General features: G+C 63.3%; 10 protein-coding genes and 1 tRNA gene. 3 read left to right on the plus strand and 8 right to left on the minus strand.

Features of this window, described 5'->3' with window-relative positions; genetic code table 11:
• Positions 1-51: 51 nt before the first annotated feature.
• Together D3218_RS07680 and D3218_RS07690 are read right to left on the minus strand one after the other, a co-directional pair.
• Positions 52-567 carry a hypothetical protein gene (locus D3218_RS07680; RefSeq protein ID WP_119539355.1) on the minus strand — a complete coding sequence of 172 codons (516 nt, stop codon included), beginning with the start codon at positions 565-567 and terminating at the stop codon, positions 52-54.
• Between the two features lie 321 nt (positions 568-888).
• Positions 889-1,188 (minus strand): hypothetical protein, encoded by a 300-nt coding sequence (locus tag D3218_RS07690; RefSeq protein WP_119539357.1) that lies wholly within the window; start codon positions 1,186-1,188, stop codon positions 889-891.
• Positions 1,189-1,548: 360 nt separating this feature from the next.
• Between D3218_RS07690 and D3218_RS07695 the strand changes: the two genes are divergently transcribed.
• A complete protein-coding gene (locus tag D3218_RS07695; RefSeq protein ID WP_245414967.1) occupies positions 1,549-1,965 on the plus strand; it encodes a helix-turn-helix domain-containing protein in 417 nt (138 codons plus the stop codon).
• 85 nt (positions 1,966-2,050) lie between these two features.
• Here the strand turns inward: D3218_RS07695 and D3218_RS19475 are convergent, their stop codons facing one another.
• The 5 genes from D3218_RS19475 to D3218_RS07720 all read right to left on the minus strand — a co-directional run bounded on the left by D3218_RS19475 (position 2,051) and on the right by D3218_RS07720 (position 9,196).
• Complete coding sequence (locus D3218_RS19475; RefSeq protein ID WP_136625064.1) at positions 2,051-4,030, minus strand: hypothetical protein; 1,980 nt, start codon at positions 4,028-4,030, stop codon at positions 2,051-2,053.
• Position 4,031: 1 nt separating this feature from the next.
• The gene (locus tag D3218_RS07705) at positions 4,032-5,021 is read right to left on the minus strand and encodes a TniB family NTP-binding protein (RefSeq protein WP_119539361.1); all 990 of its coding nucleotides are present in this window, start codon (positions 5,019-5,021) and stop codon (positions 4,032-4,034) included.
• A gap of 44 nt (positions 5,022-5,065) precedes the next feature.
• On the minus strand, positions 5,066-7,246 hold the full coding sequence (locus D3218_RS07710; RefSeq protein ID WP_136625065.1) for a DDE-type integrase/transposase/recombinase: 2,181 nt from the start codon (positions 7,244-7,246) through the stop codon (positions 5,066-5,068).
• Between the two features lie 2 nt (positions 7,247-7,248).
• Positions 7,249-7,980, minus strand: coding sequence for a hypothetical protein (locus tag D3218_RS07715; protein ID WP_119539365.1), 732 nt, complete (start codon positions 7,978-7,980; stop codon positions 7,249-7,251).
• A 1,139-nt stretch (positions 7,981-9,119) separates the two neighbouring features.
• Positions 9,120-9,196, minus strand: a tRNA-Met gene (locus tag D3218_RS07720).
• Between the two features lie 137 nt (positions 9,197-9,333).
• On the opposite strand from D3218_RS07720, the gene D3218_RS07725 reads away from it, so the two are divergent.
• Positions 9,334-9,909, plus strand: coding sequence for a DNA-3-methyladenine glycosylase (locus D3218_RS07725; RefSeq protein WP_119539367.1), 576 nt, complete (start codon positions 9,334-9,336; stop codon positions 9,907-9,909).
• A 90-nt stretch (positions 9,910-9,999) separates the two neighbouring features.
• Positions 10,000-10,956 (plus strand): DMT family transporter, encoded by a 957-nt coding sequence (locus D3218_RS07730; protein WP_119539368.1) that lies wholly within the window; start codon positions 10,000-10,002, stop codon positions 10,954-10,956.
• A gap of 142 nt (positions 10,957-11,098) precedes the next feature.
• On the opposite strand, the gene D3218_RS07735 is transcribed toward D3218_RS07730, so the two are convergent.
• Positions 11,099-12,313, minus strand: a complete 1,215-nt coding sequence (locus D3218_RS07735) for an outer membrane protein (RefSeq protein WP_119539370.1) — start codon at positions 12,311-12,313, stop codon at positions 11,099-11,101.
• Positions 12,314-12,479: the final 166 nt, after the last annotated feature.

Raw genomic sequence — 12,479 nt, forward strand, 5'->3', positions numbered from 1 at the left:
TCATCACGGTGATCCATCACCATCCGAACCGCACGGGCGCGGACCTCGGGACTAAACGGCGGTGTTCTCTTCGTCATGGCTCCATCCTCTCAAGAGTTGGAGCCTCCGACAAACCCGGGGCGGTTCAGAGCTAGTTTCGGGAAGTTCGACCACGATCACCAAGGGCGGTCCTTTAAGGATAGCCGACAGCGCGCCTTGGATGCCTGCCACCATCTGGACGCCGCTCCCCGTGCCAGAAGCGAAGGTCGATGGACCCAGGCGATGCAGAGGCAGGCCAGCCGCATCCGCGAAACGGCGGACTGCGGTCATGGCGCCGAGATCGTCGCGATCGTCTATGACCATTCGGCTCTCGACATCGCGCCATGCGATCCGTCCGGCCTGGAACGCCTCCAGGTCGAAGAGACTGCATCGAGCCCAGCGCCCCGTCTCCCCGAAGCCCTCCAGGCCTGGCACCTGCATCTCTTCGAAGGTCGTGTCGACCGCCGTCGCAGGGCGCTCCAACGCCCGACGGATTCTCTCTACGGTATGGTCGGGCATCCAGTCCGAGGGACGGTCGAGCACGATCATCGGCGATCCTCCCGGCGGTCGATCTGCCTTTCCAGCCAAGCGATGACAGCCGGCGTGGCCGCGTTTCCCGACATGGCGTGCGTCCTCAGACGGGAGTGGATCCGGCGGAGCACGATAGGGTCGGCATCGGGATGCCGACCCAGGCGAAGGGCCGCGCCGATGACGGTCGCCGGGCCGACCTGGAGGATTTGGGCCCCGGACGAGCGTTGGCCTTCGGAAAGGGGATCGACCCCAACCCGTTCAGGTATGGATGACATCTGGGAATTTCCGGGCTTCGAGTGCGGAGGCGCGTGTCGGCGCGTGGACCTGGCCAGCCCGAGGCTAGAGTCGACGAAGGACGATTTCCGGATCGATCACGTGACGATCATACTCCGCGTCGATGACGCCACGATTCATCAGCACGATGATCTGGCCGTAGGGGTGCGTATGATCGTGCCCGACGATCTGCAGTGCCTCGTCCAGGGAGATGGTCGAGCCTGGAACGGGAATCAGGTCGAGGAGGTCCCTCTGGGCACGGCTGAACGTCGTCCGGTAGGGCGGGCGATCCGCGATCACCGCGGCGTCCATGAGCTTATCGGTGTCAGTGCGGGCGGAAGCGGTTTCCTCGAAACGCATGTACATGGGCTGCCTCTCCGTCGGTCCGGTGAAAGGGATTGGCGGCTCGGTTCCGAGCGGCCTCTTGATGCCTGCGCATTCCGGGACGGAGAACGGGAAGACCGTAGACTGGTTTCAAAAAATGATACATGAAGCATCTTTCGTCGTTGTCACGGTTAACGTTCAATGAATGGTGTTCATCTCTGAGGCTCGATCATGCCAGGAGCCTATGGAGCCTCCTGAGCAGGCTGTCGGATCGTTGAGATTTGGCCCGATAACACTCACGCAATCCGATGCGGGATCGGGTCTGGTGGATGATTTCCGCTGAGCTGCAGTCGGCAGGAGCGCGCCTGAGCCGTCGCCAACCGAGTATCCAGGCTCCGGACTGTGGACAACAGGCAAATTACCGTCGACGACAATGATGCATCATGTATTGAAAACGCATCAATGGAGGACCAACTGATGACTATTCAGGAGACCGTGGGGCCGCGTTTTGATGGAGCCTCATGCCGGGGGGCCAGGGCCTTGCTCGGAATCTCGCAGACCGAACTTGCGACCGCAGCGGGTTGCGGGAGGAAGCTGGTCAACGACTTCGAGAACGGGGGCGTTGTGCCCAAGGCGACCAAAGTCGCAGCGATGCGTGAGGCGCTCGAGGAAGCTGGCGCCGTGTTCGTCAGGATCGACGACATGCTCATGATCGGCGTCCGACCAGGGCAGGGAGCTCCCCGTTCGGCTCGGGCGCGCGTGTTCGAGGAAAGGCCAGGGAACTCGACCGAGACGCCCGAGGACGACCGCGAAGGTTGACGGCGAATGCTTTGATCGCTCACCCCGCCCCGAAGTTTCGGTTCAGGGCGCCGATCCACCAAATCGGCATCCACGCCTCCCGTCGCTACACATCTTGGATGTCGGGATCGATCCACTCGGCCATGAACGGACCGACTTCCGTGCGATCGTAGATCAAAGCCGGGCGTCGTCCTTTTTCTTCGACGGTATGCAAGGGGTGGATGCCGTGACGTGCGAGGACATTCCGTCCCTCCATGTGGCGCCACGACGTTCTCTCATTCGCCTCCTTGAGTGTGACGTATCGCTGGAGAAAACCTCTAAGATTGCCCCAGGACACGGTCCCCTCGGGCAGAAGGCCAAGCTCACGGAGGCCTGCGACGTTCTCTGCCCGCGCACGGATGGTCGTCCAGATCTCTTCGAAGGTGGCGATCGTGCAAGGCGCTGGAGGCGGCATCGCTCTGATCGATCCATCGATGACCAGACGGGCCAAGGGCATCCCGGTCGGGACTAGAATCATGTCTGCGAGCTTCCTTCCGTCAGGATCGATGCCGAAGGCAAACCGACCCGACAACAGAAGCTGGAGAATGGACGGCCATGGACGATGCCGCATCGGTAATGCAGCGAGGCTTTCCCAGAGCGGAATGGAAGGGCCACCCGTTCGTAGCGAAGCCTTCGCGCGGAGTGTGGCCTCGAGCAGATCCACGCTACGGATGGAGTAGGCGATCGCGCCGATCGAAGCCGTCGCGGCTTCACTGACGCGATCTATGAGCCCTGCCTCGTGCAGAGCGCCCACCGCAATCGAAGGGAAGCCCAGACGACGGGTAAGGGCGTACGTCGAAGCTGCGTCGTCAACCTCCTTCCGCAGCGCTTCCAGGGCTTTCAGATCGTACATCCTCAACCCATGAGTTTGCGCGGGCGAAGTCATCTCGATCACGCCGGCAACGGCCAACTGTCGCAACTTGAGGATGCTGAACGAAAACACCTCGACGGCGGACTTCTGGGTGACGAAGCCGGTGACCGGCCCGACCTTGGTCCGTGCCCTTTTCGAGCTTCCCAGCCGATGGCAATCGAGCCCCGCCCTGAGCACTGAAGCGACCGACGACGTGGCGGCCAGCAAGCGCACTTCGCGGTCGATGGAGATTTCGTGGTATTTCTTTGCGACACGAACTACGCCTTTCACGGACGCATCGATGCCATCGAGAACGAGCCGTAGACCATGCGGCCATTCCAGAAGCGCACGTCCGGCACAAGCGATTGCCTGCGGATGTATACTCGCCTTCGCTCGAGCATTCCCGCCCCCCATTCTTACGAGCCTCGAAAATCCGATCGAGCGATGCTGAGCGTAGTTGCTGAGACGGAGCACCATCTCCGTGAGTTGCTCACCGGACAATCCTGAAAGTGAATTCGGGATGTCGTCGTGGGCGCTTTCTCGGATCGCAGGTGATGTCGAGACCAAAGCCACGGCGAACTTCAGCGCTTTCATATCGTCGCACTCGAACGGGCGGGGCGGGCAGTCACGCAGGTCAACCGTCGGGAGGCCACGTTCATCGACGCACCTCTCGCAATGAACCGGCCCCAGCGCCCTTTTCCATCCGAAAGGTCGCTGGCAGGCCGGGCACTCTTCCAGAAGACGCTCGCCACTGATCGGGCATACGGATATGGCGGCGATGTCCCAAGACGCGTGATGCCATGGCTCGAGTCTCAAGGTCGCCGGGGAGACACGTCGCGTTCGCGGGGACACCGACTCAGACGGAAACTGGAACCCATCGTAGACGAGGCCGGTGGTGCGCCTCCCCCACACCATCCTGGACAGCATCTGCGGATCGCTCCGCGTCACCACGGCGATCCGGCCCAGGAGATCGTCGTCGGCGAAGGCCAGCGCTTCGGGATAGACCCAGTGCCGACCGGTCAAGCGTAGAGCATTCGCCGTTTTCGTGTACCAGTTTCGAGCGCTCACCCTTGTCCAGAAGCCCATGAGACTTTCGTCCCTCGCCGGAACGTCGGTCCAGGAGAATGGACGAACGATCCCGTGAAGTGGATGACTGAAGGTACGGGTGGCGCCAGGCGGCGAGGTGTCGTCAGACATCCTAAGGTACGAGGCTCCGAAGCCTCAGATACTTCTGTGCGGCATCCTGTATGTCTGAGTGCACGAGGCGCCTTGCGTCGCTTCTCGCTGCACTGATCGCGTGCTCCACGATCCGGTATGCGAGGCCGATTCGGCCTTCGCTTGCCGAGAACAGCGTCATCAGCGTTTCCTGCTCCGACAACCCGGAATACTCTTCGAAGATCGCCCAGCGGACCATTGCGCTGTCGAGGCCGCTGACGAAGGTTTGAAACTGAGCCCGCGATTCTGCATCTTCGAAATTGCACTTCTCGACCTCGATCCGGTCGAACATCCGGTTCACGACCTGAGCGTCCCGTAGGATCGTATTCATCTCATCCTTGAGCCCGATCAGGACGAGGGAGACGCCATTGCCCTGGACAGTTCTTTTGAGACTGTCGATCAACGCTGGAGACTCACGGGTCCGCGAGGTCAGATTCGACGCCTCGTCGATGACGAGCAGATGGGTTGAGTGAGCTTCCGCCAACTTCAAGACCCGCATTTCGAGTGCGGTGCGGGAACCGGCGGGTTCGGGATCTCCAAAGCCGTTGAGGACCGACTCCCACATCGATTTGACATTGGCACCGCCCCGCAGCGACGCGTAGACCATCGGTCGCGAACCAAGTTTTAGCCCGGCGTTGGGAAGTACATAGGATCCGAAAATCTTGACGGACTCGCTTTTTCCGACGTGAGACTCGCCGACGATCGCCATGATCGACCCGTCGATGGGCGGCATGGAACTACCACTTTCGAGCAAAGCCTTGTTTGTCAGCTTCCTAGCAGCCTCCTGCTTGTACATTGCAAGCATCGCCTTACTGATCCGGAGGCCGTCTGTCGACGGCAGCTTGATAGACGAGAACAGGGCCTTCCTCCGGGCGATTACTCCGAGGTTCGCACCTTCTATCTCCGCGATGATCGCATTCAACTGGCGCATGGCAGGCGAAAAAATCAGATGGTCATCGATATCTGTATGCATCTTGTCCTACTTCTTCTGTAACGAGCCACTGCAGTCGAACCTGATCATTCCTCGAAATATCGAGAGAAGCTGACGGCCCCGGACTTGGTGTTCTGGCGCCACTCCACCTCGAGGGCCGGTGGCGCCGGCGTGGTGGTCAAGGGGAGTGGGACGGGGGTGGGAGTCGGTTTCAGGACCGCGTCGAAAGCATGCTCGGGCGTAGGTTGACCCGCAGCCTTCCGTGCCCTCGTCGCCTTCGCGGTACGACTGGCCTTCTGCGCACCGCGGCGGCGTCCAGGCTCTGTGGTTCCGTCATCGAGGCGCTCCGCCGACGCCAGGCCGACCGGAATGAAACTGCCGTTCGTCTCATCCACGACCATCTCCATGACGTGTCTTCCCAGAGGATCCGGCGCGGAGGTGATCCGCCTCGCGGCAGTCAACCGCTTGCCCTTGAGGCCAGGTGAGAGGGAGTCGATCAGGTCGAGCACACGGGCGCGGCCACGGATCCGATCGGCCTCGCTTTCGAACTCCTCCCCCTGCGCAATCACGTAACGTCGGATGATTTCGCAGGATTCAAAGGATAGACCTTCAGAAAAACGGGGATCGACGTTGGGAAGGATTGCGTATTCTTTTCGTATGCCGTTCCATACCAATATCCGAGATGCATCCTCGGGATCCCATTTCATCTTGACCTTGGCCGTGCCGGACGACAACTTCCCTTTGCGGCCGGGTCCACCACGCTTCTTCGGAACGAGATCGAGGAGGAGATCGGTTGTGGTGTTCTGATCGTGAAAGCGGAGATTGCGGAAGCGCACTCCCTGACGCGTTAGGAGCGCTTCACCGTAGGTTCCCAGTTCCTCCGCCACACGAGACGGGTCGGCGACGTAGGGCTGACCATGAATCTTGGTCAATCGATCCCAGGCCGCGGCGGGAGCGACTTCACCGATGCCGTCGTGTGGGGCACGCTGGTAGTCGTCGACGATGATCGAGGCGAGAACGCGGTCGGCATCGCCCAGTGTCGCTACCGCCGTCACCTCCGGGTCTATTCCCAACGCCGCCATCTGCTGTCTCGGCAGGGGTTTCGCACCCCCGATCGAATGGAGACCCTTTGATTTGATCGTCCAATGCAACCTCTCGCAGACCGACTTGTACGTGGGGGACCCGACCGGAGCCCACTCGGCGTCGATGCCGATTGCAGTCATCGCGTCGACGAAGCTCCTGCCCACCTGCGCCGTGGCGTTGTCGAGGACGATCTGCGTGGGAAGTCCGAACACGGCATGGTCGTTCAGGAGGCCGTGAAGTGCTTTCAGACCCGTCTTCGGCATCAGGATCCGCATGACGAGGCGGAAGACCGACGCTAAAGTCTCGCCTCCGAAGCCGATGTACCAGGCGAGCACGGATCGCGTCGCCACATCGACGGCGACATAAACGATCGCAGTGCCGAGGATGGCTCCAGTCCGGTCGTCTACGATCAGGACGTCGCTGGGCGTTGCGTCGATGACGACGCATTCCAAAGGGCGATCGGCGTGCGGGCCCTTGCCGACGCCCTTGAACCGAGCCTTGGCGGTCAGAGCGCCGAATTTTCTGAGGATATTCTCGTAGGTCGCGGCTGCGCCGATCCTCAATCCAAGCGTCTCCTCCGAAGGAGGGGCACCCTGGTAGCCGACCTCGTCCAGTCTGCTCCGAAGTTTCACGTAGGCGTCGCGCCTCTTCGTGGCGCGCCTATCGTAGTAGTAGGCGACTGCAAAGGTAATCGCCTCCTCGACGACCTCGTCCATGCGCGTGGGATGCTCCGCCACCGATCGTCCGTCGATCATGTCCTTGAGTTTGCGCGAACCTGGAACTCCCCTCTGGCATACCGCTCTCTCGAGTTGGGTTGCGGTGACGGGCGAGTGGCCTTTGCGTTCTGCAGTTCCCGTGGACGATTTGATGAAACGCGCAATCGCGTTTCGGCTCCGCGAGCAACCCGACACGTCAAAGTGGTTGCACCACCACAAAAGGCCCCTGGCAGCGATCAGCCGCTTGTCGGTCGCCTCGAGCGGTGGAAGGTTGGCTTCGGCCTTCTCCGGTGCTTCTACAGCTACCGCTCGCCGATCGTGATAAAGCTGCTCCAGATCATCCGCTGCAATGGTCGATATGGCACCGCCGACTTTCGCGACCAGCACTACGGTACCGTCGTGATGCTGTGAGTCGACGATCTTGATCGAGCCGTCTATCCGCCAGGTCCGGTACTGCGTGAAATCCATGATCAGGCCCACCCATTCCAGGACTCCAGGGTGGTGACCCGCCTGCAAACGGCCGCCGGCGAGCGGCCCCACACGTCCGACCAGGTGACGAGACGGCGGATCGCCAGTGCATCGAGGCGGGCCGCGCCGAGAGGGCCGCCACCGAGCAGGTCGATGATCGTGCGGCGATTGGATCGGCCGCTTTCAGCGGCCTGCACGGCGCCGAAGACCATTCGATCGGGAATGACGACGCGACGCGACGGCCACATGATGGTCGCGGCGCGATAGACCCTCGAGGCGCGTAAGTCCGCCTCGTGGACGATGTCGAACGCATATCCGATCGAGCGGTACACCTCGCCGGCCATCGCAAGCTTGCGGCGGTATGCAGGGTCGAGCCAACGTTTGTCACTCGAACCCTTGACCTCGATCACGCGGATCGAGTTGTCCACGTGTACGCACTCGATGTCCGGGTAAAAGTCGAGGTGTCTCGCTCCGTCGTCCATCCGGAGGAGATGGGGTTGAGCCATGTATCCAATGACCGAAACATCGGATTCGAGCACCTTGATCGCCAGAAACTCCGCCGGCGACTCGTATGCTATGGGCAGACCGACCTTCAAGCTGGACACGATGCCGACCGGAACGGTTCTATGTCCGGGTATGATGCGCCGGATGGGCTTGCCGTCGGCTCGGCGAATGATCGCAGCCCTGGACCTCGCGCATATGATTGAAAGAACTTCTTGATCGACGATCGCCATTTGCCACTCCTTGGGCAAAAGACACCGCCACGCAGACGGCCTTGACCTCGACGCCGAGGTACGCGATCGTAATGCGTCAGACGATGACAAGACGGTTCCGGGGGGTTACCCGGATCGAACTGGGCGTGCGGATTTCCTAGGTCCGCACGCCCTCCTCATTTCCTAGCGTTCCATCGTCGTCGTATCCTCCAAATGCCTCTTCCGGCGCGCTTTCTGCCTAGATGGTAGCGAATCACCGGCGCTCGTCAAACGCGCTGATCAAGTATTTCAGTCTCTTGGGCTCGTCCGACGACGCAGATTCGCAAGGATCGAATTTCTCAGTGAGTCAAGTGATTCGACTTGACAGTACCTCTGACTGGCGCTGGAGTTGGAATTGCCTGCGGAGGACTCCGTTTCGCTTTTGAGTCGAGATTAGATTAGCCTAACGAAAAATTATTTTTCGTATGCTCCGTCCCCTTGGGAGAAGTTGTGCGCTAAGGACTATGGAGCCTTCGACTGACTAGCTCGGCGAGCATCCCCGGATGCCATATGCGTCCGCAGCGGAGTTGAGCCCTCGCCAACCCAGCGATAACGCACTCGCGCGGAAAAAGATGCATGATGTATTTTTTTAGGCTTGCTACGGCTGTGTAAGACGACAAAAACAGGCGCTCCGTTGCACCTATCCTCATGAAGCGGATCCACAGGTGACTGCCTCTCAACGACCTGCTTCGGGCAGACCGAAGTAGACCAGGGGCCGGTCGAAGGTGGCAGAATTTGCAGCGCACTGGGGGGGGGGCCCCGTCGTTGCGACGGAGTTGCGGCTGGTTGGACGTCCGGTCATCTCCGATCGAGGAGAGGTCTTGTTGATAGCGCACCGTCCAATTTGGATCTGCGGCAAATCGCTGCTCTGCCGATCAATCAGGTCGATCGCGTTTCCGTTGGACGATGTCGGTAAAAATATAAGCCTTTACATACGCTTAGTCTGATAGTTCTCGGCGCAGTTTGCCGCAGATCCAAATTGGAACTGCGGCAAATGCATCTCAAGAAAGCGGATATTCCGCGTTGCCGCAGATCCAAGCCAGATTTGACGCAGATCCAAGTACTGCGGACATTTGACGCAGATCCAAGTACTGCGGACACGTGCGGGGTTCGGAAGCGTTTGGTAGCAGTGGGCAGATTTGAACTGCCGACCTCCGGGTTATGAATCCGGCGCTCTCACCAACTGAGCTACACTGCCAGGACGGATGGTCGCGTTCGCCACATCCGAAGCGCCCGCCGTTGCGAAACGGCGGGTCGGGGGCGATATACGGACGCATCGGCGCGCCTGTCAAGACGGGACGGCGGCGCGCCCGAGCGTTTGCGGAACGGGGGCACATGCCGGGACTGCCGTATGGATTCTTCGAACAGGATGCCCTGTCGCTCGCCCGGGCGCTGATCGGAACGGAGCTGCTGTTCCGAGGTGTCGGGGGGCGGATCGTGGAGACGGAAGCCTACCGCGCCGACGACGCGGCTTCGCATTCGTTCCGGGGGCCGACGCCGCGCAACCGCGCGATGTTCGGACCGGTGGGGCGGGCCTATGTCTACCGCTCCTACGGAATGCACTGGTGTTTCAACGTGGTTTGCGACGCGGCCGAGGCCGGGAGCGCCGTGCTGGTGCGCGCGCTGGAGCCGCTGGACGGCTTCGACGCCATGGCCGCGAGGCGCGGGACGCGCGATCCGCGGCTCCTGTGCGCCGGGCCGGGCCGGCTGACGCAGGCTCTCGGCATCGACGGCGAACAGGACGGCCTGCCGGTGGACACGCCGCCGTTCGAGCTGCGGCCGGCGGCGGCGCCGACCGCCGTGTCGGCGGGACCGCGCATCGGGATCACCAAGGCGGTGGACGCGCCGTGGCGGTTTTGCCTCGTCGGCTCGCGCTTCCTCAGCCGCCCGGCGCGCACCGCTCACGGATAGGCGAAGGGCGGATTTCCGGCATGGACGCTGCGGCCGGGGCCCTGTAACCCATCGGTGTTCCATTCGACGCCAGCCGTCCAGCGAGTCCCCATGTCGACGCGACCCAGCGCTTCCCATCCCCGCTCGGCGGCCCTTTGGGGCGTCGGGTTCATGCTGCTCGGCTGCTTCATGTTCTCGGTCAACGACGCCATGGGAAAGTGGCTGGTGGGGACCTACTCGGTGGGGCAGGTCCTGCTCCTGCGCAGCATCTCGGCGCTCGCGATCCTCTTCTTCTTCCTGCGACGCGTGGAGCTGCGGAGCGTCCTGCGTCCGTCGCGTCCGGGGCTCCATTTCGCGCGCGCGGCCGGATCGGCGATGGAGACGGGCTTCTTCTACTGGGCGCTGAGCTACCTGCCGCTCGCCGCCGTGATGACCTTCTATCTCGCGGGGCCGATCTACGTCACCGCGCTGTCGGCGCTGATCCTGAAGGAGCGGGTCGGCTGGGTGCGCTGGAGCGCGGTGCTGGTCGGCTTCGGCGGCGTCCTCGTCGCGCTCGGGCCCAATCTCGCCAGCGCGGGATGGCCCGTCCTGATCGCGGTGGCCGGCAGCTTCTGCTACGCGCTGCTGATGATCTCGACGCGCATCCTGGCGGGGGCGGGCGAGACGACGCTGATCACCTGGCAGACGGTGATGGCGCTCCTGCTCGGCCTCGTGCTCGCGCCGGCGCAATGGGTGACGCCGTCGGCCTTCGACCTCGGGTTCCTGTTCCTGCTCGGCATCGTCGCGATGGCGGCCCACGCCGCGGTCAACCGCTCGCTGCTTCTGGCGCCGGCGTCCACCGTGGTGCCCTACCAATATACGCTGATCGTCTGGGCGCTCCTGTTCGGCTTCGTGTTCTTCGACGAGACGCCGCGCGCGGCGACGCTGGTCGGGGCGGTGGTCATCACCGCGTCGGGCGTCTTCATCTTCCTGCGCGAGCAGCGCCTCAAGGCGGCGGTGACGGCGACGGGCGCGGCGGGCACGGGCGGCGCACCGGACGACATCCAGATCCCGCCGTCGCGGGACTGACCGGGCCGAACGAAAACCGCCGGCCCGCATCGCGCGGACCGGCGGCAAGGAAGCGGAGACGAGGCCGGGCAGTCGGCCCCGCATCCGCATCCGCATCCATCCTCCGGCGGCAGGACTCGATGCCGGAGGACGGACAGGCGGATCAGTTGAAGCGGAACGAGGCCTTGGCCCAGATCGTGTGGAAATCGAAGTCGTCGTCGGACTTCGTGGTGAGGGTCGAACCGTTTCCGAGCGGCACCACCAGCTCGGCGTCCGTGGAGCCGAGGTTGGTGTAGAGATATTCCAGGCCGAGGATCAGGTTGTCGGTCACCGCGTAGTCGGTGCCCGCGCCCACCGCGTAGCCGACGCGCGTGTCGTCGTCGCTGGCGGCAAGGCCGAAGGGCGTGTTGACGATCGTCGTCTCGATGTTGCCGAAGGCGACGCCGCCCGTGCCGTAGACCATGAACCGGTCGAGGCCGACGCCGGCCTTGAGGCGCACCGTGGCGAGGTAGTCGAGTTCGCGCGACACGCCGATCGTGTCGACGCCGTTGGTGATGCCGGCGCTCTTGGTGATGTCGACATAGGACAGATCGCCCACCACGCCGACCACGAAGCCGCCGGTGCCGAGCGCGTAGTTGTAGCCGATGTGGCCGCCGCCCGCGAAGCTGTCGTCGTCCTCCGAGTAGGCGCGGTGGTTGGCGCCGAAGTCGTAGGCGTAGGTCTGGTCCGGGGTGCCGGCCGTGGCCGGCACGGCCGGCGAGCCGGGCGTTGCCGGAATGGTGGGCGTCCCGTCGGTCGCCGGGGTGCCGGGGGTGGAGGGCTGGTCCGGCGTGCCGGGGGTGCCGGGGGTTCCGGGCGATACCACCACGTCGAACGTGCCGGCTGCGGCGAGCGAGCCGGTGTTTCCGCTCAGTGCATACGCCGCGGCGAGCTCCGCCTGCGTCAGAAACGTTCCCTGACCGTTGATCGAGACCGCACAGGCGGCCGAGCCGGTGTTCGGGCTGCCGGCGACGCCGCACGCGTATTCGTAGGTCGCCACGACCGCCGGAGTGCCGGGCGTGCCCGGGGTGCCGGGAATGAAGGGCGTGCCCGGGGTGCCAGGGCTGGCGGGCGTGCCGGGAATTTCGGGCGTCGCGGGGATCGCGTCGCGGCCGGGCGTCGCCGGGATGCCGGGAACGAACACGAAGGACGAGGGCGCGTTGGGCGAGCCGCCGTTGAACGAGCCGCCGGCCTGGCCGCCGATGTAGAGGCCGGTCCACGAGAAGGCCGGCGCCATCACCATGGGGGGCTCGGGCGGCGGATAGTCGACGATGTCGGCGGCGAACGCGGGAAGCGCGACGGCGGTGGAGCCGAGAAGCGCGAGGAGGATGCGTGTCATGGCCTTGAATCTCCAGCCGGTCTCTTTGCGTTGGGCGATCGCGGACGGTCGCCTTCGGAATGTCTTGCTCGGGCCCAACCTGCCGCCCGGCCGCGCCCCGCGGGGCCACGGTCTCGAGCGAAGGGCGCGTGTCGGCATTCGGCGCACCGGCTTGGGATGCGTCGTC

This window comes from Aureimonas flava, from assembly GCF_003583935.1.
GTDB classification, from domain to species: Bacteria; Pseudomonadota; Alphaproteobacteria; order Rhizobiales; family Rhizobiaceae; genus Aureimonas; species Aureimonas flava.

What these genes read in the sequence shown, in the direction of transcription:
- D3218_RS07705 (WP_119539361.1), bottom strand. Translation starts at nt 5,021, where the DNA reads ATGCATACAGATATCGATGACCATCTGATTTTTTCGCCTGCCATGCGC.
- D3218_RS07725 (WP_119539367.1), top strand. Translation starts at nt 9,334, where the DNA reads ATGCCGGGACTGCCGTATGGATTCTTCGAACAGGATGCCCTGTCGCTC.
- D3218_RS07690 (WP_119539357.1), bottom strand. Translation starts at nt 1,188, where the DNA reads ATGTACATGCGTTTCGAGGAAACCGCTTCCGCCCGCACTGACACCGAT.
- D3218_RS19475 (WP_136625064.1), bottom strand. Translation starts at nt 4,030, where the DNA reads ATGTCTGACGACACCTCGCCGCCTGGCGCCACCCGTACCTTCAGTCAT.
- D3218_RS07680 (WP_119539355.1), bottom strand. Translation starts at nt 567, where the DNA reads ATGATCGTGCTCGACCGTCCCTCGGACTGGATGCCCGACCATACCGTA.
- D3218_RS07735 (WP_119539370.1), bottom strand. Translation starts at nt 12,313, where the DNA reads ATGACACGCATCCTCCTCGCGCTTCTCGGCTCCACCGCCGTCGCGCTT.
- D3218_RS07715 (WP_119539365.1), bottom strand. Translation starts at nt 7,980, where the DNA reads ATGGCGATCGTCGATCAAGAAGTTCTTTCAATCATATGCGCGAGGTCC.
- D3218_RS07710 (WP_136625065.1), bottom strand. Translation starts at nt 7,246, where the DNA reads ATGGATTTCACGCAGTACCGGACCTGGCGGATAGACGGCTCGATCAAG.
- D3218_RS07730 (WP_119539368.1), top strand. Translation starts at nt 10,000, where the DNA reads ATGTCGACGCGACCCAGCGCTTCCCATCCCCGCTCGGCGGCCCTTTGG.